Annotated in this window: 18 protein-coding genes; 12 read left to right on the top strand and 6 right to left on the bottom strand. The window is 41.2% G+C overall.

From position 1 onward, the window contains the following. Positions 1-6 precede the first annotated feature (6 nt). The 5 genes from hutU to ACFW35_RS15675 all read left to right on the top strand — a co-directional run bounded on the left by hutU (position 7) and on the right by ACFW35_RS15675 (position 6,495). Positions 7-1,668 (top strand): urocanate hydratase, encoded by a 1,662-nt coding sequence (gene hutU / locus ACFW35_RS15695; protein ID WP_379847065.1) that lies wholly within the window; start codon positions 7-9, stop codon positions 1,666-1,668. 159 nt (positions 1,669-1,827) lie between these two features. Continuing rightward, positions 1,828-3,099 (top strand): imidazolonepropionase, encoded by a 1,272-nt coding sequence (gene hutI, locus ACFW35_RS15690; protein WP_379847063.1) that lies wholly within the window; start codon positions 1,828-1,830, stop codon positions 3,097-3,099. Beyond that, positions 3,074-4,039, top strand: a complete 966-nt coding sequence (gene hutG / locus ACFW35_RS15685; protein ID WP_379847061.1) for a formimidoylglutamase — start codon at positions 3,074-3,076, stop codon at positions 4,037-4,039. Before hutI ends, hutG begins: the two co-directional genes overlap by 26 nt. A 1-nt stretch (position 4,040) precedes the next feature. Next, the gene (locus ACFW35_RS15680) at positions 4,041-4,301 is read left to right on the top strand and encodes a helix-turn-helix domain-containing protein (RefSeq protein ID WP_379847059.1); all 261 of its coding nucleotides are present in this window, start codon (positions 4,041-4,043) and stop codon (positions 4,299-4,301) included. A gap of 505 nt (positions 4,302-4,806) precedes the next feature. Further along, positions 4,807-6,495, top strand: a complete 1,689-nt coding sequence (locus ACFW35_RS15675) for a S8 family serine peptidase (protein WP_379847057.1) — start codon at positions 4,807-4,809, stop codon at positions 6,493-6,495. A gap of 58 nt (positions 6,496-6,553) precedes the next feature. Here the strand turns inward: ACFW35_RS15675 and ACFW35_RS15670 are convergent, their stop codons facing one another. From ACFW35_RS15670 to ACFW35_RS15660, 3 genes are all read right to left on the bottom strand, one after another. Beyond that, positions 6,554-7,594, bottom strand: a complete 1,041-nt coding sequence (locus ACFW35_RS15670; protein ID WP_379847055.1) for an acyltransferase family protein — start codon at positions 7,592-7,594, stop codon at positions 6,554-6,556. Between the two features lie 432 nt (positions 7,595-8,026). Then, the gene (ytvI, locus tag ACFW35_RS15665) at positions 8,027-9,061 is read right to left on the bottom strand and encodes a sporulation integral membrane protein YtvI (protein ID WP_379847053.1); all 1,035 of its coding nucleotides are present in this window, start codon (positions 9,059-9,061) and stop codon (positions 8,027-8,029) included. 280 nt (positions 9,062-9,341) lie between these two features. Then, positions 9,342-10,154, bottom strand: coding sequence for a YihY/virulence factor BrkB family protein (locus ACFW35_RS15660; RefSeq protein WP_379847051.1), 813 nt, complete (start codon positions 10,152-10,154; stop codon positions 9,342-9,344). Positions 10,155-10,656: 502 nt separating this feature from the next. On the opposite strand from ACFW35_RS15660, the gene ACFW35_RS15655 reads away from it, so the two are divergent. Then, positions 10,657-11,373, top strand: a complete 717-nt coding sequence (locus ACFW35_RS15655; RefSeq protein ID WP_379847049.1) for a TerC family protein — start codon at positions 10,657-10,659, stop codon at positions 11,371-11,373. A 278-nt stretch (positions 11,374-11,651) separates the two neighbouring features. On the opposite strand, the gene ACFW35_RS15650 is transcribed toward ACFW35_RS15655, so the two are convergent. From ACFW35_RS15650 to ACFW35_RS15640, 3 genes are read right to left on the bottom strand one after another with little or no spacing between them, the layout of a single operon-like run. Beyond that, positions 11,652-12,632: an ABC transporter permease gene (locus ACFW35_RS15650; RefSeq protein WP_066286791.1), complete on the bottom strand. Its 981-nt coding sequence runs from the start codon at positions 12,630-12,632 to the stop codon at positions 11,652-11,654. Continuing rightward, positions 12,625-13,539 (bottom strand): ABC transporter ATP-binding protein, encoded by a 915-nt coding sequence (locus ACFW35_RS15645; protein ID WP_379847047.1) that lies wholly within the window; start codon positions 13,537-13,539, stop codon positions 12,625-12,627. Before ACFW35_RS15645 ends, ACFW35_RS15650 begins: the two co-directional genes overlap by 8 nt. Next, positions 13,536-14,339, bottom strand: a complete 804-nt coding sequence (locus ACFW35_RS15640; protein ID WP_379847045.1) for an SGNH/GDSL hydrolase family protein — start codon at positions 14,337-14,339, stop codon at positions 13,536-13,538. Before ACFW35_RS15640 ends, ACFW35_RS15645 begins: the two co-directional genes overlap by 4 nt. A gap of 145 nt (positions 14,340-14,484) precedes the next feature. Between ACFW35_RS15640 and ACFW35_RS15635 the strand changes: the two genes are divergently transcribed. The 6 genes from ACFW35_RS15635 (at position 14,485) to ACFW35_RS15610 (ending at position 21,859) form a co-directional block, all read left to right on the top strand. Next, a complete protein-coding gene (locus ACFW35_RS15635; protein ID WP_379847043.1) occupies positions 14,485-15,696 on the top strand; it encodes a DUF418 domain-containing protein in 1,212 nt (403 codons plus the stop codon). A 120-nt stretch (positions 15,697-15,816) separates the two neighbouring features. Next, on the top strand, positions 15,817-16,131 hold the full coding sequence (locus ACFW35_RS15630; RefSeq protein WP_379847041.1) for an ArsR/SmtB family transcription factor: 315 nt from the start codon (positions 15,817-15,819) through the stop codon (positions 16,129-16,131). 18 nt (positions 16,132-16,149) lie between these two features. Next, entirely contained in the window at positions 16,150-18,204 is a 2,055-nt protein-coding gene (locus tag ACFW35_RS15625; protein WP_379847039.1) for a heavy metal translocating P-type ATPase, read from the top strand. 327 nt (positions 18,205-18,531) lie between these two features. Further along, complete coding sequence (locus tag ACFW35_RS15620) at positions 18,532-19,077, top strand: TVP38/TMEM64 family protein (protein WP_379847037.1); 546 nt, start codon at positions 18,532-18,534, stop codon at positions 19,075-19,077. 79 nt (positions 19,078-19,156) lie between these two features. Next, on the top strand, positions 19,157-19,444 hold the full coding sequence (locus ACFW35_RS15615; RefSeq protein WP_379847035.1) for a metal-sensing transcriptional repressor: 288 nt from the start codon (positions 19,157-19,159) through the stop codon (positions 19,442-19,444). A gap of 18 nt (positions 19,445-19,462) precedes the next feature. Next, entirely contained in the window at positions 19,463-21,859 is a 2,397-nt protein-coding gene (locus tag ACFW35_RS15610) for a heavy metal translocating P-type ATPase (protein WP_379847033.1), read from the top strand. Positions 21,860-22,037 lie beyond the last annotated feature (178 nt).

Genomic DNA, 22,037 nt, shown 5'->3' with positions numbered 1-22,037 from the left:
TTTTACATGTCAAACGTAAAACATTCAATTTCAGCTGCAAGAGGAACTAAATTATCTGCAAAGGGCTGGGTGCAGGAAGCTGCCATCCGTATGCTTATGAACAATTTGGATGCACAAGTGGCAGAGAATCCGGATGAGCTAGTCGTTTATGGAGGAATCGGAAAGGCTGCGCGCAACTGGGATTCTTATCATAAGATCGTTGAAACATTAGAAAGACTTGAGAATGATGAAACACTTCTCGTACAGTCAGGAAAGCCTGTCGCTGTTTTTAAATCACATACAGATGCTCCGCGTGTACTGCTTGCAAACTCTAACCTTGTTCCTGCATGGGCAAATTGGGAGACGTTCCGTGATCTCGAAAAAAGAGGTCTCATGATGTATGGCCAGATGACAGCCGGAAGCTGGATCTATATCGGCACACAAGGAATTCTGCAAGGAACATATGAAACTTTTGCAGAAGCAGCCCGCAAGCATTTTAATGGTTCGTTAAAAGGAACGATTACGCTTACAGCAGGACTTGGCGGTATGGGCGGTGCTCAGCCTCTAGCTGTAACGATGAACGATGGCGTAGTAATAGCAATCGATGTAGACGAAACAAGAATTCAGCGCCGACTTGATACAAGATACTTAGATAAAAAGACAGACAGCTTAGATGAAGCTTTAGCAATAGCAAAGGAATATGCGGCAAAAGGAGAGCCATTATCAATCGGACTCTTAGGTAATGCGGCTGAACTTTTACCGAAAATGATCGAGATGGGCGAAATCCCTGACCTAGTAACAGACCAGACATCTGCACATGATCCTCTGCATGGTTACTTGCCAATGGGTCTTTCCATAGAAGAAGGGGCAGAACTGCGTAAACGAAATCCTGAGCAGTATATCGAAAAGTCAAAGCACTCGATGGCCGTTCACGTTCAGGCAATGCTGGAAATGCAAAAGAAAGATGCTGTAGTTTTTGATTATGGCAACAACATCAGACAAGTAGCCTTCGATGAAGGTGTAAAGAACGCATTTGATTTCCCTGGCTTCGTTCCAGCATTTATCCGTCCGCTCTTCTGCGAAGGTAAAGGTCCGTTCCGCTGGGTAGCTTTGTCTGGTGATCCTGAAGATATCAGAAAAACAGATGAAGTTATCTTAAGAGAATTCAGTGACAATGAGCATCTTTGCAAATGGATCAAGATGGCTCAGGAAAAAGTACAGTTCCAAGGACTTCCTTCCCGCATCTGCTGGTTAGGATACGGAGAGCGTGCGAAGTTCGGAAAAATCATTAATCAGATGGTGGCTAACGGTGAGTTGTCAGCACCGATCGTTATCGGACGTGACCATCTGGATTGCGGTTCTGTAGCTTCACCGAATCGTGAGACTGAGGGAATGATGGACGGCAGTGATGCAGTTGCAGACTGGCCGATCCTAAACGCGATGATCAATGCTGTTAACGGTGCAAGCTGGGTTTCTGTCCACCATGGCGGAGGCGTAGGAATGGGCTACTCTCTTCATGCAGGAATGGTAGTTGTTGCAGACGGGACAGAAGAAGCAGCACGCAGATTAGAGCGCGTATTAACGAGCGATCCTGGAATGGGAATCGTCAGACATGCTGATGCTGGCTATGATCTTGCGATTAAAACAGCGAATGAAAAAGGCGTTGACCTGCCGATGATCAATAAATAAGGCTCTTTTCTTTTGATTGTGAACACCCCGGTTAAGTTGATTGTAGCGCAAGGTGCGCCACTCCTGCGGGAGCACCGCACGCCCCGCGGAAAGCGAGCATCCTGGAGCGGCAATCGACCCCTTCAAATAATTAATCAGAACTAAAAAGGAGTGTGAAGAATGCTTGATACATTAATTTTTGCTTCACAAATTGTCGTTCCAGTTGGAGAAGGCAGAGCACTTCGCGGAACGGAAATGAATGAGCTCAAAGTAATTGATAATGGAACTGTCGGAATAAAGGATGGCAAGATTGCTTTTGTTGGAACTCGTGAAGAAGCGGCTGATCTAAAAGCGAACGAAACGATAGATGCTAAAGGAAAATTATTATCACCTGGCTTGGTTGATCCCCATACACATTTAGTGTTTGGGGGATCGCGTGAGCATGAGCTCGCGCTGAAACAACAGGGTGTTCCTTATCTGGAAATCCTGGCACAAGGCGGAGGAATTCTTTCCACTGTAAGAGCAACAAGGGAAACGACTGAAGAAGCACTTTTTGAAAAAGCGATGTTTCATTTAAACAGATGTTTAACTTATGGTGTTACGACAATGGAAGCGAAAAGCGGCTACGGCCTTGATAAAGAAACAGAATTGAAGCAGCTTCGCGTAGCCAAAAAGGTGAATGAATCACATCCGATGGATCTCGTTTCTACCTTTTTGGGAGCGCATGCTATTCCGGAAAATTATAAAGGAAGACCGGATGCCTTTTTAGAAGAAATGCTATCTATGCTGAGTGTTATCTCGAAAGAAGGTCTGGCTGAATTTGTAGATATCTTCTGTGAGACAGGTGTCTTTTCGGTTGAGCAGTCCAGAACATTTTTACAAAAAGCAAAAACAGCCGGGTTTGGCGTGAAGATACATGCTGACGAAATCGATCCGCTTGGCGGAACAGAAATGGCTTGTGAGATCGGCGCTGTTTCAGCTGATCACCTTGTTGGAGCAAGCAAGGAAGGCGTCCGTATGCTAGGTGAATCAGAAACGATTGCTGTTCTGTTGCCTGGAACAACGTTTTATTTAGGAAAAGATCACTATGCACCTGCTAGAGAGATGATTTCGAGCGGAGCAGCAGTTGCTCTTTCAACAGACTTCAATCCTGGCAGTTCGCCAACTGAGAATATTCAATTCATTATGAATTTAGCAGCTCTAAAGCTGAAGTTGACACCAGAAGAAATCTGGAACGCAGTAACGGTTAACGCCGCTTATGCGATCGGGCGCGGTAATGTTGCCGGGAGTTTGATAGAAGGCAGAAATGCGGATCTTGTGCTTTGGGATGTCCCGAATTACAAATATGTTCCTTATCATTATGGTGTAAACCACGTAAATAGAGTTTGGAAAAACGGTGTATTGGTGGCTGGAAAGGCGGATTCACATGCAAACTATACCCTTTCTTCGTAAAACAGGTGAAGCGCCGTTTACTGACCGAGGAATTAAGAAGGCAGGACAGCTTCTGAAGCCATGGACAGGTGAGGGTGTGAAAGGGGTAGCGATCACAGGCGCACCTCTTTCAAAAACATCTATATCCCACTCTGGCGCGTTTATGGCACCGCAAACGATCAGACAGATGATGCACTCTTTTTCGACCTATAGCATTGAGCAGGAAACTGACATGTGGGATGGAGTTATCACCGATTTTGGTGACATTGAGATGCATGTAACGGATTTGATTCTATCCCAAAACCGCATTTATTCTGCGTTAAAAGAAATTCAAAGTCAGCACAATGAGGCATTGATTATCACATTGGGTGGCGATCATTCTGTTTCTGCAGGCGCAATTAAAGCCTTTCAGGAAACAAGGGGTCGTGTAGGAATCATCCAGTTTGATGCGCATTTTGATCTAAGAAATACTGAGGATGGCGGTCCATCAAACGGAACTCCGTTCCGCCAGCTTATCGAAAATGGAGTGATAAGCGGTGATCAGCTTGTGCAGCTGGGTATTCGGGATTTCTCAAACGGAAAGCTTTATCATGATTATGCAAAGGATCATGGTGTAACTGTCTATACGATGGGAGATATCAAACGTGAAGGGCTCCACACCTTGCTTAAAAAATCAGTTGAACAGTTAAAACAGACAACAGATAACATATACATTTCTTTGGACATGGATGTACTGGATCAGGCATTTGCCCCAGGCTGTCCAGCGATTGGACCAGGCGGTTTAGACAGCGATTCATTAATTGAAGGCATTCAATGGCTTGGTGAGAATCCTTCTGTAAAAGGAATGGATATTGTCGAGATCGATCCGACTCTCGATTTTCGAAATATGACAAGCCGGCTGGCTGCTTATATCATCATGCAATTTTCGCTTTTTTATTCAAAACGAGAAGGAGGGAAATAAAATGAGTGAGTTTGGAAGATTCATTGAAAACTCCAGAAAGCAAAAAGGCTTAAGCAAGTCTGAGCTTGCCAGGAGATTAAGCATCACGCCTCAGTATATGGCAGATATTGAAAAGGGAAGAATGATTCCATCTGAAGAGAAGATCGAGAAACTAGTGACAGCTTTGGAGCTGAACGAAAAAGAGGCGTTTAAACTAGCTGATAAACTTCCTTTGCGTGTGCTTGCAGAAGCAAAACAAGAATACTACAGACATGGATCATAGAATAGCATTTATCTGAAGCCTGCTTGGTTGCAGGCTTTTTTTATTTGTCTCAGAGTTTATTGTCCTCTCCTTAAGGACATGAATTTCCACATTATGTATAAATATGTGATTATAGAGTTTTTTATATGATGAACACCGATTTTTATATGATTATTTAAGATTTTTATGTAAAGTGTAAATTTTGTATTTCTTCAGAGGAATTACTCTGCTAGGAACTCCTCGATATGATAATAAAACTAGTGAAATCCTACTATAAAGAGAATCCACGTGTATATGATCAAAACAGTAGTACATTTACAGTAGATTTTTTCACCTTTATAAGTGAATCATATCTACTAAAAGAAATTTTGTATTCCCAAAAGACTAAAAAACTAGCTCCAAAGTCTGTGGAAGAAAATAAATCATCTACCTTATCCTCATTCATCCGAATTCTGTTTAATATGGAAGTAATCACCAAGAAATGACGAAATTTTCAGACTACATATTAAGCAGGAGGTTATTTAGGGTGAATAAAAAGAAATTTGTGACAACAACACTTTTAGCAACATCGATCATGCTGACACCGTTTTCGGTAATGGCGGAAAGTCCAAAGCAGGTAACGGATCAAAAGATAACTGAGGCACTTGTAAACTTAAATAAAAACAAACTTTTCGATAACCTGGAAAGTAAACTTCAGCAGCTTTCAGATGAAGAGAAGGTGCCGGTAATTATTCAATTCAACGAGGATTTTGCCGGCGGAAAAGCCTTTGAAAAACTCGCCTCAAAAGTTGGGGCCTTCAAAAAGTCCTTTGAGTACAAAGTAATCAATGGATTGGCAGCTACGATGACAAAGAAGCAGATCATGCTGCTGGAGCATCTTCCGTTTGTAAAACAAGTAGAATATGATGCACCGATACAAATGAACTTGGAGACAGCGAACAGCTGGTTCGGAACGGCAAAAGCCCGTGCCGATTATGGTGTGACTGGTGATCAAGATGGTAATGAGCGCTCATATTCAAAAGCCGATAGTGTTGTAGCAGTTATTGATACGGGTATTGATGCTGCACACGTTGATCTGGATGGGGGAAAAGTGATCGGGTGGAAAGACCTTGTGAACAATCGTACAACACCTTATGATGACCAAGGACATGGAACGCATTGTGCCAGTATTGTTGCGGGTGAAGGAGATTCAAATCCTGCTCATAAAGGTGTTGCACCGGGAGCTGCTCTAGTTGGTGTTAAAGTGCTGGACAGTCAGGGGTCAGGCAGTATGAGTACCGTTACAGCGGGAATCGACTGGGCCGTGCAAAATAAAGATACGTACGGCATTGAAGTTCTTTCATTAAGTCTTGGGACTTCAGGAAGCTCAAACGGACAAGACGCTACATCTGTTGCGGTAAATAACGCATCAGCAGCTGGACTTGCTGTTGCCGTTGCAGCAGGAAACTCAGGGCCATCGGCTTCAACAATCGGCTCTCCGGGAGCAGCTGAAAAAGCTATCACAGTTGGTGCAGGTGCTGATCTAAACGAAGGCGGCTTCAATATCACATACTTCTCATCTCGCGGCCCAACAGCTGACGGCAGAATGAAGCCGGATATTTTTGCACCAGGCTATAATATCACAGCAGCAAAAGCAAATTCAGGAAATCAATATGTAACATACAGCGGCACGAGTATGGCTACACCATTTACAGCAGGAACTATTGCACTTATGCATGATGCGAACCCGTCAATCACTGAGCCGCAAATTAAGAATGCACTCTATTCAACAGCGATTGATTTTGGGAAAGCTGGTAAAGACAATGAATATGGATACGGACGGTTAGACGGACATGCTGCAGTAAAAACGGCTGGAGGCCTAACGGGTTCTGGACCTGCTGTGCCGGATCATTTTTATAAGCGCGGGACCTTAAGTTCTGGCGGATCACAGACATTCTCACTAAATGTAACATCTGCGGCATATCCGATTTCTATGACTGTCATTACGGAAAACTACAGCCCGGGCTGGTTCATTTTCCCGGCATCACATAACTACTCTGTTTCATTAATCGATCCAAGTGGAAACACAGTTGTTAGTTCTTCACAAAATGAGAGGCAGGATCATGCATTCTTCAAGCCGACACAAACAGGTGTTTATAAAGTAAAGGTATCATCAAGCAGAGGAAGCGGAGCGTATGATTTAGATGTAAGTGCAGGCGCGTCAAGCTTAAACTAATAAAGAAAAGAAACACCGCTGTTGACACGAATGTCCAGCGGTGTTTTTTGAATGAATATTAACTTTCGCTTTCTTGAGGCCGTGATGGTTTTGGCTTCAGCATTCGTTTCAGTTTAGACCAGCGAAGTTCAATAAACGGCTGTGCTAGAGCAATAACTGGTTTGCTGGCTAAAAATAGTGTGACGATAACTGCTAGAAACAGAAGCATAAAGTAGGCGCCGTTCTCTTCGATTTTGGCAAAAAGTTCGGTCGTAAACAAATACTTCAGTACAAAGCCGTGAAGCAGATAAATGTAAAGCGTCCGTTCGCCAAACTCTGTAAAAAACATTTTTCGCCTCGGAAGAAGTGCTAAAAAGCTGAACGTTGCGGCAAACATAATAGCATACATCGCAAGTCTAATGAGTCCGCCATACCAATTGTTATATCCGAGAATCTCAGAATATGATGATGAAGCTAGCAGCCATTCCTTCGTCCCGTTCGGGAAAATAAAGTGATAGGTAATGAATAATACGATTAAGAATGATGCGGCTGCTGCTTTTGCAGAAGGCTTTAATATTTTTTTGAAGTCTCGTTTTTCCAATAAATGCCCCAGCAGGAACACTGGGAAAAAGACGAATGTTCTCAGCAAGCTTAAGAATGTTCCAATATCTTGAATATAGCCGACAGCTACACCAATTCCGATAGCTAGAACAAGCGGGTACTTGATCTTCACAAATAACTTCAACAGAATGTTCCAGAATACAAGACTCAGTAAAAACCATAGAGTCCAATGCGGTGAAAAGAAGTCTAGTTTCACTTCACTTTTTCCGTAGAGATCGTAATAAAATAAACTATACACCAACTGAAATACCAGGTAAGGGATCATAACCTTTTTAAAGATCTTGGGCAGGTAGCCGTCGCGCCAAACACCTTTAGTAAAGAATCCGCCAATAAGAATAAAGGCAGGCATGTGAAATGTGTAAATAAAATTATAGATCGTGTAAAGCCACTCGTTTTGACCTTTTATCGGCGAAATAAAGTGTCCGAACACGACCAGAAAAATGAGAATAAACTTTGCGTTGTCAAAATAATAATCGCGTTCTTTTGCTGCAGTACTCATCAAGATTCCTCCAATAAAAATTCACCATATAAAGTGTTCGTATGAATTTCATCTTTTTCTTCCTATCCTCTATAATTCCCAACCTTTCATAGTTTTCTAACCTCTAAATTAAAAAAACGCATTTCCTGTAAACAGGAAACACGTTTTTTCATTTGACTCTTCACTAAAAGATGGATGCTTTTGGTTCATTTTTCTATCTTCATAGGTGATTGGAGCGCAAGGTGCGAGACTCCTCGAAAATGAAAATCACATTTTCTTCGTGCGATGTAAGTTTTCCGAAGCCTTCCTTGTCCTGAGGGATCAGTGGGACAGGCGAGACCCCGCCAGCGCAAAGCGATAGGGTGGCTCACCGCCCGCCCCGCGGAAAGCGGGCATCCTGGAGCGGAAATCAACCACTTTCAAGGGCAACAAAGTTTGCGAAACTGCCTTGGATTAAAAGTCTATTTTTATTTTAATAAAACCGGCACTTCTAAGCGCTTCGTAAATAATAACAACAGCAGGCCCAACAATCAATCCTATCATACCAAGAAGCTGGAAACCTATGTATAAGGATACGAGAGCTGCCAATGCCGAAATACCAAGACTTGATCCAAGTATTTTAGGTTCAATGATTCTTCTGACAATTGTAATCACACCGAACATGATTAATAGACCAAAAGCGAGGTGGTCATTATTGTTGATAAAGAACGAGTAAGCTGCCCATGGTACAAGGAATGAGCCTGTTCCCAAAATAGGGAGGATATCAACAATTACAATTAATAGAGCAAGAATTACCGCGTATTGTACATGCAAAATCATAAGTCCCACTAAAGCAAGGATATATGTAATGAAGCTTAAGATTATCTGAGCTCTAAAAAAACCAACAGTTGCTCTTGAAAGCTGACTGAATACAAGTTCAACCTTTTCGCGGGCAGAAGTTGTAAATAAGTTCAGAAATTCTGCATACAAGCGAGGCAGATCCAATGAAAATAAAAATACCGCAACGATATAGATTATAAAATAAATCAGCATACCTGGTATCGCAGTAATAAGACCTAAGATTCCCGTCGTCAACCCCTTAGCGGTTTCAACTCCATATTCCTTTAGTGCGACCAAGCCTTCCTCAAGGGTTCTAACAACTTCTGGCGGAAGAGTTGCATAGAAGTTTTCCATTTCATAAAACGTATCTTCAGCCACTTCAAACAGGTGGACTGAATAGGATGGGAGAACAGTAATAAACTCAATCACTTGAATAACAAGTGTTGTAGTCAGCCAGTATGATAGAATTCCAAATCCAGCTAAAAATAGCACGAATGAAATAGTGACGGACAGCAATCGTCTGCCTTTAAATAGTTTGATGAACAATTTTACTACCGGTTCAAGCATTATAGCGGTTAATAATGCAAGAAGGAGAGGTATGCTGTAAAAGACAAATATGACGATTCCAGCGAGCAAAAATAATAACAAAACAACGTTTTTTACAGTCATTTTCCGACTCCAATCTCCGTAAAATTATCCGGTTTATACACAAATAGGCTAGTACCCATTATGACCGGAAAAAGAGATGAAAATTCTTTATATATAAACAATGATGTTCCGTTAAAGTGAAAAAGTCAATTGAAGAAAGAAAAGTTTTTAAAAATCTTTTTACACTATCAGAAAGTATCACTTGTTTACACGATGATTTTCGACGTAGCAACAAGTCATAGTGGGTAGTATAAGCGCAACTAGAGCTGACGGGAAAGGCTTGGCGTCAGCCAAGTTTTCTTTATTTTCTGTCTGGCGTCCTCATTGCCAAGATTGCATTTAACTGTCCTCCTGCTATTAAAATCAATGCAGAAAGATAGAACCAGATCATAAGGGTCAACAGTGCTCCCATGTTTCCGTAAATTTGTCCATAATCAAAAATGGAAACATACGAAGAAAAAAGATAGGAAAATAGATGCCATCCAGCTGTGGAAAATACTGCACCAGGCCAAACATTACGAAATGATAGCTTTATGTTTGGAGCGAACATGTAAAGCGCAGAAAAGATAGAGAGCAGGATGGAAAAACCAATCAAATATCTTGCCGTTTCCCAAATGTGCCATACAGGATGAGAGTATCCTGTTTGCTCAAATATGTAGATTCCGATCGTTCGTCCAAAAACAGGAAGCAATAACGCAGTGATCACTGCCACCACTAAACCAAAAGTCAAGAACATACCAAGAATTAATTCTTTAATGAAAGTTCTGCTTTCTTCCACTTGGTAAGCGAGGTTAAATACCCGTATAATGGCATGTGTACCAATGGTTGCAAGCCAAATCATTATAATTAATGAAATCGAAAATACATCTCCGCGGTGTTCGTCTAATACTGCAATTAAATTATACTCTAGTAAGGTATATGCTTCTTCTGGTGCAATAGACTGAAAAAGAGAGAGAACATATGAAGAAGAAATCGGTAAAAAACCCATAACAGTAAATATAAGAAAAATAAAGGGAAATAAAGAAACTAAGAAATAATATGCTAACTGAGCCGAAAGATCAAAAACTTTATCTTCAAAAAAACGGTGGAACCACTGTTTCAAAACCCATCGCATATGTATGCCTCCATGATTGCGGCGTATCATTCTATCCTGCATTATTCCCGTAAACAAAAAAAAGAACGCTTATTTTGAAACAAAACGTTCAATTGCACGTATGAATTAAAGTCGTAATTGAAATTTCCTGAGAATTGCAGAAGGATGAGGACCTTCTTGTTGGTCTGGAATAGCAGCTGGATTGGCAGCAAAGAACAAAAGGAGATGTTGAAGGTGTAGACGGTGTTGGGAAAATTGGACAGCAGCAAGGATTTACATCTCGGCAAAATAAAGGGACGCCACAAAATAAAATACATTTTTTTGCACGTAACAGAACATCCAGTACAGCACATGAAAAAACACCCCTTTTCATTATATATATTAAAAAATGGATAAGCCTGTAAGGGGCAATAGAGGTGTTAGGAAGCCTTTTTTAGTGTGATAGACAAAGTATTTTTATTATCTTTTTACAAATCCATGGGGTATACTATTATACAGATGTTTAACAGGGAGGATTTTTTGAATGGAATTATTTTCACCAGATTTTTGGTCAGCCTTGCTTGCAATCGTCATTATTGACTTAGTTTTAGCAGGAGATAATGCAATTGTTATAGGTTTAGCAGCTAGAAATTTACCGAAAGAAAATCAGAAAAAAGTAATCATTTGGGGTACAGTAGGTGCCATCGTGATTCGTGCAGCAGCAACACTTGCTGTTGTGTGGCTATTGAAAATTCCAGGTTTGCTGCTGGGCGGCGGACTAATCCTTTTATATATTGCTTATAAGCTAATGATAGAAGAAAAAGATCATGATATTGAAGCACAAAATAATGTATTCGCAGCAATTAAAACGATAATCATCGCCGACGCCGTTATGGGTCTTGATAACGTTCTTGCGGTAGCTGGTGCAGCACATGGTGACTTTCTGCTTGTTGTCATCGGATTATTAATCTCAGTTCCGATAGTTGTTTGGGGAAGTACACTCTTTCTGAAGCTGATGGAAAAATATCCTTTTATTATCACCATCGGGGCAGGTGTTCTTGCTTGGACAGCTTCTAAAATGATCGTAGGCGAGAAATTCATGAAGCCATACTTTGAAAATGACTTTATTAAATATGGTTTTGAAATTTTAATGGTTGTTATTGTTTTAGGGCTTGGAACACTTAAGAAGAAAAAAATGGCTGAAGAAAAAGCAGCCAATGAGAATGTAACAGAGAAAAATCCTTCAAATAGTGAAGCGTAATAAAAGCCGCCTTTTGGCGGTTTTTTTGTTGCATGTAAGAAAATTTAAATTAGGTAATTAGTATAGACTTTTTTCGTGAATTTTGCAGGTATTAGAAGTGGTTGATTTCTGCTCTAAGATGCTAGAAGGGGGACTTTGAGCGAAAAAGGAAGATTTTGAGCGTAACTCAACGAGTCTGAGCGAACGTGTAATAAATATAAGAACACGTACCGTGGAATGGCAACGACATTAAAAAAGAAGGAAACGGAGCTGTAATTCCGTTTCCTTTTTTTCATCTATTAATAGATATCCCGTTTTGAGAAAGTAACAAACGCGATGATAAACCCGGCGAGCCCCCAGACTGCAAGGACGGCCATTGAGAATCCTAATGACATGCCTTCTATTGGAGTAGCCATTCCGCTTACATAGTTTGTGAGATTCAGGTTCACCATGAAAAAGTACTTAGCACTTTCCCATGAGGAAACCATATTAACTAATATAGCTCCTGCGATTAGTGAAGCTAGCATGATTCCCATTACCGCTGCGGTGCTTCGGAGTAAAACCGACAGCATAAAAGTTAATGTACCTACGATGACACATACATACCAGACTAGGCCGAACTCCATCAGAATATATTGCCACTGAGGCACGATGTGTACATTGTCTGTCAGCAATTCATCACCTGAAACCGCAAACCCTGTCAAGAGCGGCATATTCCAGCCTCCGTACCCGAACACCATCCCGGATATCGCATATGACAACACAGCAACTGACAATACAATAAAAGATACCGAGAGCAGCATGGCTAAGTACTTGCTTAGCAGAATCCGCCATCGTTTTACGGGTCTTGTTAATAACAGTTTGATTGTGCCTCCGCTGGCTTCTGAGGAAACGAGATCAGCGACGATTACCATAACTAGAAGCGGCAGCAAGAGATCGATGGAGTTCTCTACGAAAATGCGCATAAAAGTTGGTGCTCCTGGTGCCCGTGGATCAATATCATTTTCGAGATAGTATTGCTGCTGAGACAATCGGATCTTTAAATATTTCCGCCATTCATCTTGAATACGGCTAGAGCTGAGTCTGTTTTGTGTATCTGTAATCTCCTGCTGAAGAACTGTGCGCCAATCCTGGGTTCCCATCTTTTCACGCTGGTCCTGAATCTCCTTGAACTGTGCATATGTAAATAGCGGTACAAGAAAAGCAATGATGAGGACGATGACATACAGCCTTTTTTTGCGCAAAAGCTTCAGCATTTCATTGCGTACAAGATTAATCAATACTTTCGCCTCCTGTCACTTCTAAGAACAGATCTTCAAGAGAAGGAAGCTGTGTCCTCATTTCTTTTACTTTCACGCCAGCCTGTACAAGTTTTTCATTCCATTCTGGCAGAAGAGGTTCGTCATAAAGTGTGATCAGCGTACCGTCCAAACCTTCCTGTACCTCTGTTTCTTTTTCTAAAATCTCTTTAGCAAGAGGAAGCGGCTCTGCTTTCCAGATGACTCTTTCTTGTTCAGCTAAGAGGTTTTGCACAGAGTCTGTCCGAATAACGGCACCTTTCGAAATGATTGCGACCCGATCACACATGAGCTGAATTTCGCTCAGCAAGTGGGAAGAGACTAGCACACTTAAATTTTCTTCCCTCGCAAGTGTTCGGATGAACTCACGCATTTCACGTATTCCAGCCGGATCAAGACCATTCGTAGGCTCGTCCAATATGAGCACTTTCGGTTTTCCTAAAAGAGCCTGTGCTATTCCTAAACGCTGCCTCATTCCAAGTGAATACGTGCTGACGCGATCATGAATCCGGTTTGATAAACCAACTAATGCAACGACTTCCTGAAGCCTGCTTTTTGGAATGGAAGAATCCATTTTTGCAAAATGCTCCAAGTTTTCCCATCCTGTTAAATATGGATAGAGTTCTGGATTTTCAACAATACAGCCGAGATGCCGCATCGCTTCTGTAAACTCAGTACGGACATTTTTGCCGCCAATTTTTATCGTGCCTGAAGTAGGAGAAATCAATCCGACGATCATACGGATCGTAGTCGTTTTGCCGGCGCCGTTCGGTCCTAGGAAGCCGAAAACTTCACCAGGATAAAGGGTAAAAGTGACACCTTTTATGATCAGCTTCCGCTTAATTTTTTTCGTCAGGTTTTCAACTTCTAAAGCGGGAATATTACTCATGATTCATCTCCTTCTTGTTCAAAGGTGATCAGTGAAGCTACACGTTCTGCGATTAACTTATAACCTTCTTTATTGGGGTGGAACTGATCAGAGTATAAGTAGTTTTCAACCTGCAGCTGAAAAAGATCAAACGTTGGTACATAAACAATATTCTCGTACTCAGCAGCAGCTTCAGCGGTTTGGAAATTCCAGTCTCTCACAACAGAAGATGTTGTTTTGGCATCTGGAAGATTGCTGAAAGGGTTATAAAGTCCAACATGATAGATGACAGCATCCCCATTTAATTCTCTGAGCTGTTTATAAATGTTATTTACATTTCTTAAGTAAATTTGCTTCTTGCCGTTGATGGCGTTCATATCCAAGGATTCAAGTGCAGCACCTTGCTGAAACAAGTCGTTCCCGCCGATCGTCATCACGATTACATCGGCTTGTTTGGCTTGCCTCTGTATTTCCTTTTGCTGAATCTGTTTCAGAAGACCTCGAGATGTTTCTCCTTTAATAGCTGTATTAACGAGATTGATATCCTGTTCTGATTTTTCCTTTAAAAGATCAGATAAATATCCTGTATAGCCCTTGCCATCAGCATCTCCTGTTCCGCGTGTCATTGAATCCCCGATCGCGAAAATGGTAAGCTTGCCATCGTCAGTTTTTGATGTTGCAGACTCTGTTTTTTCTGCGGGCTGTTCGAATTTTTCGTTGGCTGAAAATTGATCTTGCAGTGTCCAGCCAAGACCAAACAGCCACAAAAGACTTGCCGCAATGGAAACTGCCGAAACAATCGTTAAGGTGTGTTTTTTCAAAACAGGCTTCATCCTTCCCAAATCTCATTATCTGTTCTTTCTAGGATAGCAAAAATTGCTTCGCATTCTAACTTTTTTGCCTATTTGAGGTAAAATAAACCAAAGGGAGTGGAATCATGAAAATTTTTATTGAGATGATTGAATTATGAAGTGGTCGCCAGTCGGAGAATCCCAAAGAATCGAATCGCTGGATATCCTTAGGGGGATTGCAATTTTCGGTATTCTGCTCGTAAATATGAAGTCGTTTTCCGGACCAGATTCACCGATAAGGGCATTAAGCTATGAATATTTTAATCAGCCTTATGATATTTGGACGAACGTTCTGCTTGAATTTTTCGTTCAAGGAAATTTTATTACGATGTTTTCGTTCTTGTTTGGTTTTGGCATGATACTGATGTCTGAAAGAGCAAAAGCAAATAACCGGAGTTTTTTACCTGTCTTTCTTAGAAGACAGTTTGTGTTGCTTTTGTTCGGTGCAGTTCATGTTCTCTTCTTTTGGTACGGTGATATTTTAGTTACTTACGCTCTTGTTGGGGTGATCATGCTTTTATTTTATAGATTGCCAAGAAAAGCATTGTTGATCACTGGATTGGTAATGATTTTCGCTTACAGTTTGTTTATGTCGGTTTTAACGTATGAATACTGGACAAGCGGGGCGGCTTTAAGCCATCAGGAATCATTGAACGCACAGCATGAAAATGAGATTCATAACTCCATTCAGATTTATAGCGAGGGTACATATTCAGAAATCATGCAAGAGAGAATTCGCGAATGGACTGATCTCAATCAATATTTCCTGTTCTTTTTATTCGGTATATTGCCTATGTTCTTGTTTGGGGCTTATGCCGCTAAGAAGCGGCGATTTGAAAATAAAGCGTTATGGAAGCTTTGGGGACTGACTCTTGTTTTTGGGCCAGGGAACAAAATGTTTGCCGTTATTTTCTTTCCTTATAAAGGAGAAGACTGGCGGTATGATACAGCTATGTCGTGGGGCTATGAATTTGGCGGAGCGATGATGAGCATCTTTTATATATGTTCGATTGTGCTGCTTTATAGAAGTGGAAAGTTTAAACGATTGTTTAACTTGTTCCGGATTACTGGAAGGATGGCTTTCACGAATTACCTGTCTCAATCGATCATCTCTACCTTTATTTTTTACAGTTATGGACTCGGTCTTTATGGAGAATACGGTCCGTTAACCGGCGTTTTGATTGCTGTTATCATCTTCGGTTTACAGGTGCTTTTTTCAATATGGTGGTTAAGAAACTATAAAATGGGACCGCTTGAGTGGATTTGGCGCACGTTAACTTATGGGAAGAAGCAAAATTTAAAAAGAACAGAAGAAAGTGTGTCTTAAAAAAGCTGGAGGATTCCAGCTTTTTTTTGCATGTTTTCTTAAATTCCGCTACACTATGAGTAACATATATGAGCATATATTCATATACTAAAAAAGGACAATATCTGGGGGTGCCAGTTCATGAAAGAAAACAACGAAAAATATGAACAACTTGATGAGGAAACACTATTTATTGTATCGCAAACGTTTAAAGCACTCTCAGATCCGACTAGGATTCGGACCCTTCACTTATTAGGAGAAAAGGAATGCAGTGTTTCAGAAATAGCTGAAGAACTGTCACTCATGCAATCAACAGTCTCTCATCAGCTGCGTTTTTTAAAAAACCTTAGACTTGTAAAATTCAGACGTGCAGGAACAACCCTGTATTATTCGATAGATGATGAGCATGTGATGACTCTCTTGCACCAATCGATTCATCATGCGAGACACGACTAGAGAGAGGAGGAACAGCAGATGAAGGAACACAAGATTACCGGATTATCATGCGGTCACTGTGCGTTGAAACTGCAGGAGCAGATTCAGCAGCTTCCAGGCGGGGAAGAGACTCAAGTCCAATTTAATTCAAGTAAAATTATTTTAGATGAAGAAGTCGATATGGATGCTGTCCGTTCGATTCTTTCATCAGAAAAGGTTCGTTTTGAAGCAGATGTAAAACCAAAAGGACCAAACTGGCTCATGATTTTTCTGTATGTTTCAGCTGCATCATTTATCGCTGGATTAACGGCTGAATGGAATACGGAGCAGCCGGCTTTACCAATAGTCTTTTACGGAATTGCGACGAATCTTTCTGGATATTCCACCTTCATGAAAGGTCTGCGCAACTTAACAAAATTAAAATTCGATATTAATACTTTGATGACGGTCGCATTAATAGGTGCTGTCGCTATTGGAGAGTGGAGAGAAGCTGCTCTTGTAGCGATTCTTTTTGGTATCAATGAACTGCTTGAATCCTATGGTATGGAAAAAGCGCGCAGGTCCATGGAAACTCTTCTTGAAGTCGCTCCCAAGGAAGCTGTCTTATTAAAGGATGGAAAGACTGAAATTATCTCAATAGAGGAATTAAACGTGGATGACATTGTACTTGTAAAAACAGGTCAAAAGATTCCTTCAGATGGAGTCGTTGTTCATGGTAAAAGCTCTGTAAACGAAGCAGCGATTACCGGAGAATCTCTGCCTGTTGAAAAAGAAAGCGGGGAACCAGTCTTTGGCGGAAGCATCAATAATGAAGGAGTTCTTCATGTTAAGGTGACGAAAACCTATAAGCAATCCGCTCTTTCTAAAATACTTGCTCTAGTTCAGGAAGCGCAAGAATCCAAGACACCTACTGAATTGTTCATCAACCGGTTTGCGAACTACTATACGCCGGCAATTATGATTATTTCAGCACTTGTGATGCTTGTTCCGCCTCTTTTATTTAATGAAGCATGGGGTGAATGGTTTTATCAGGGATTAGCTGTATTGATTGTAGGTTGTCCTTGTGCTCTTATTTTATCTTCTCCTATCGCTATCCTATCAGGGATTACAGTGAACGCCCGAAACGGTATTCTGATTAAAGGTGGAGCATATTTAGAGCAGCTTTCCAAAATTGAAGTAATCGCTTTTGATAAGACGGGGACGTTAACATTAGGCGAGCCGCATGTTGTTGCAGACGCATCATTTCATCATGACTTTTATAAAGTCGCATATGCCATTGAAAAATCTTCGTCACATCCTTTAGCGAAAGCTGTTATTAAGCGCTGTGAAGAACTAGGTACAGAAGAAGCCGAGGTTGATGAGATCAAAACGGTATCAGGCCAAGGTATCTCGGCAATGATAGAGGGTTTCACGTATCGACTAGGCAATGAAAAAATAATTGGTGAAACGGATGCAGATGAAGAATCTGCAAAAGTGATTGAACAATATAAACAAGAGGGCAATACCATAGTGCTTGTTGCCAAAGATAGAGAGATATTAGGCATATTTGCAATCGCTGATGAAATCCGTAAAGAAAGTGCAAATATCATTCGTGACCTTCATAGAAACGGAATAAAAGAAACGGTAATGCTAACAGGAGATCATCCTTTAGTTGCAGAAAAAGTGGCAAAGAAGACAGGGGTATCTGCTTTCTTTGGCGGACTTCTGCCAGAAGAAAAGGTTAAAAAGGTTAGAGTATTAAAAGAAAAGCATAAAGTAGCCATGATCGGAGATGGAATCAATGATGCGCCGGCACTTGCCACAGCGGATCTTGGAATCGCTATGGGTAAAGGAACGGACAGCGCTATTGAAACAGCAGATATCGTGCTCATGCAGGATCACTTAGGTAAACTGCCTGATGCAGTAGAGGTATCTCGCAAAGTGAACACGGTCATTAAGTGGAACATCGGCCTCTCACTTGGATTAAAATTATTTGCCCTGCTGCTGACAATTCCAGGCTGGTTGACGTTATGGATCGCTATTCTTTCAGATATGGGAGCAACCATCCTTGTTACACTGATCAGCTTAACGGTATTGCTTCACAACAGAAGATAATAGAGGTTGTGCACCAATGATCCTAAAAGATTGTTGCTTTGTTATACTTCTTCATTGCTAAGTTGATTGGAGTGTAAGGTGCGAGACTCCTGCGGGATCAGTGGGACAGGTGAGACTCCTAATGGTGCAAAGCGCCAAGGAGGCTCACCGCACACCCCGCGGAAAGCGAGCACCTGAAACGGAAATTAACTACTCACAAAACATCCAGAGGATTCTGAAGAGCTTGCTTTAGTAAACAGCACCCGAAAATTTTAAGCCATGCATTTGCATGGCTTTTTTAGTACGATTAATGTGGAATAATGGAGAGTTTTTTAGGAGGACTTTTAAATGTCTGAAACGCTTTTAACGTTTTTCAAAGAATACAGGGAATGGGCAATACCCCTTTCCATTTTATTAAATGTAATTATCGCAATATTAGGCGTTGTTCCATCTGTATTTTTAACCGCTGCTAATATTCTTTTCTTTGGTTTTTGGAACGGCACCCTTATATCGTTTATAGGAGAAGCAGCGGGTGCAGCGGTATCATTTCTTTTATATAGAAAAGGATTTAAAAAAGTTTCAAGACAGAAGCTAGAGGGGTACCCCCAGGTGGTAAGGCTTCTTGAAGCAAAAGGGAAAGAAGCATTTATACTCATCTTCTCTTTGCGTCTGCTTCCGTTTGTACCTTCTGGTCTTGTAACATTTGCAGGAGCGATAGGAGCAATTTCAGCATTTGTATTCGTTACAGCCAGTTCAATCGGCAAAGTTCCTGCATTGCTGTTAGAAGCCTACTCAGTTTATAACGTTACAGAATGGAATACGGAAGGGAAGATTATTTTAGGCATTATAGCAGCCGCAGGAACATATGCCATTGTGAAAAAAATAAGATCATAATCAAATTATTTGAATACTATAGGGGGGTATAGTATATTCTAATTAAGGAAACATCCCTGAATGGAAGGATGATAAAAAAATGGATAAAAAAACACATCGATGTGAAAGTGACAAACAGGATTTAAACAATCGTTTAAAAAAGATAGAAGGCCAGGTACGCGGACTGCAAAAGATGATCGAGGAAGACCGTTATTGTATTGATGTTCTTGTTCAGATCTCTGCGGTTACGGCAGGATTAAAAAGGGTAGGCTTTCAGCTTATGGAGAATCATACCCAACATTGTGTGGCTGATGCGATCAAGTCAGGTGACGGCGAAGCATCAATCGATGAACTGATGAAAGTGATTAAACAATTTTCCAAATCTTAAAAAAGGCTGGTGAATACCATGAGCCAAAAGGAAACGAATTTAGATATAACCGGAATGACATGTTCGGCATGTGCAGTACGAATTGAAAAAGTTTTAAACAAAATGGATGGTGTTGAGGCAAACGTTAACTTAGCCATGGAAAAAGCCTCAGTAAAATATAATCCGGATGTAACATCACTAACAGATATAGAACAAAAAATTGAAAAGCTGGGGTATGGAGTGACGAAGGAGAAAGTGGAACTTGATATCTCAGGTATGACTTGTGCAGCTTGTTCAACTCGTATTGAAAAAGGTCTCAACCGGATGGAAGGTATCTCAAAAGCTTCTGTTAACCTGACAGGTGAAATCGGTACGGTGGAATACAATCCAGCTGTTGTATCAATAGAAGATATTTTATCAAAAATTGAGAAGCTGGGTTACAAAGGTTCGATTAAGCAAGACAGGGAAACAAAAAAGTCAAAGAAAGAAGAAGAAATCTCTTCTAAGAAGAGAAAACTGATCCTTTCTATTGTTTTATCGCTTCCACTTCTTTATACCATGCTGGCTCACATGCCTTGGGATACTGGGCTCCCGATGCCTCACCTTTTAATGAATCCATGGTTTCAGTTAGTGCTGGCATCTATTGTTCAGTTTTATATAGGCGGGCAATTCTACGTTGGAGCATATCGTGCGCTTCGTAATAAGAGTGCCAATATGGATGTGCTCGTTGCATTAGGTACATCAGCAGCATTCTTTTATAGTGTTGCTGAAGTATTTAAGACGATCGGAAACCCTGAATATATGCCGCAGCTGTATTTTGAAACGAGTGCTGTGCTCATTACATTGATTCTAGTAGGTAAATATTTTGAGACACTTGCTAAAGGGCGGACGACAGAAGCCATTTCAAAACTATTGAACCTCCAGGCGAAGGAAGCAACTATTATCCGGGATGGCCAAGAAGTTAAGATTCCTTTAGATCAAGTTGCTGTTGGTGATACATTAATTGTAAAACCAGGAGAAAAGATTCCCGTTGATGGCAAGGTGATTTCAGGAAACTCATCTGTAGATGAAAGCATGATTACGGGAGAATCCATTCCTGTTGAAAAAGCAGAAGGTGACCCGGTCATCGGCTCAACCATCAATAAAAATGGAACACTCCGGATGGAAGCCCAGAAGGTCGGAAAAGAAACGGCACTTGCAGGTATTATTAAAATCGTAGAAGAAGCGCAAGGATCTAAGGCACCGATTCAAAGAATGGCTGACTATATCTCCGGGATTTTTGTACCGATTGTTGTTGGTATTGCGATTACTGCATTCCTTGTCTGGTATTTCTTTGTTTCGCCTGGAGACCTGCCACAGGCTCTTGAAGTGGCTATTGCTATATTAGTAATCGCATGTCCTTGTGCACTAGGGCTCGCAACACCTACTTCCATCATGGTTGGAACAGGTAAAGGGGCAGAACAAGGAATCCTTTTTAAAGGCGGAGAGTACCTGGAAGGGGCACATAAAATCAATGCAGTTCTTCTAGATAAAACGGGTACGGTTACAAAAGGAAAGCCAGAAGTAACAGACGTCATTGAATTAAAAGAAGGATTTATAGCTGAAGTGATTTCAGCTGAGAAAAATTCGGAACATCCATTGGCAGAAGCTATTGTTGAATATGGAAAGAATAATGAAATTGAATGGCTGGATGCAGAATCCTTTTCAGCTATTCCAGGGCACGGAATTGAAGCTGTTGTTAATGGGAAAAACATTCTTATCGGGACACGAAAGCTGATGAAAGAAAAAGCTGTATCTTTTGATCAGCATGAAGAAACCATGAGTAACCTTGAATCTGAAGGGAAAACAGCTATGCTCGCTGCAGCAGATGGTGAGCTAGTAAGCATCATTGCAGTAGCAGACACGGTGAAGGATTCATCGAAAGAAGCGATTAAACGGTTGTTTAATATGGGTATTGATGTATATATGATCACTGGTGACAATGAAAGAACAGCCAGAGCAATTGCAAAACAAGTCGGTATACAAGGTGTTTTTGCAGAAGTACTTCCAGAAGAAAAAGCGAACAAAGTAAAAGAGCTGCAGGAACAAGGGAAAAAAGTTGCCATGGTTGGTGACGGCATTAATGATGCTCCAGCCCTTGCTACCGCGGATATTGGGATGGCAATCGGAACAGGCACTGATGTAGCGATTGAAGCCGCAGATGTTACACTTGTCGGCGGGGACTTAAATCATATTCCAAAGGCGATCGAGTTAAGCCGAAAAACGATGAGAAACATCAGACAGAACCTATTCTGGGCATTGTTTTATAATACTGCCGGAATTCCAATTGCAGCCTTCGGATTGCTGGAGCCTTGGGTAGCAGGAGCAGCAATGGCGTTCAGCTCAGTATCCGTAGTTTCAAATGCATTACGTTTAAAAAGAATAAAACTTCACTAAAGGTACTTTTCTACTGAGAGACTTTCAAAAGTTCATCATTGAATAGTTAATTGGAGCGGAAGGGCGAGACTCCTGCAGGACTAGCGGGGCAGGTGAGACCACTCAATGTACGCAGTACAGAGGGGGCTCACCGCACGCCCTGCGGAAAGCGAGCACTGCAGCGGATATTAACTACTTT

This window comes from Fictibacillus sp. NPDC058756 (assembly GCF_042746035.1).
In the GTDB taxonomy this organism is placed as follows: Bacteria; Bacillota; Bacilli; order Bacillales; family Fictibacillaceae; genus Fictibacillus.
This window is presented reverse-complemented; position numbering and strand designations above follow the sequence as displayed.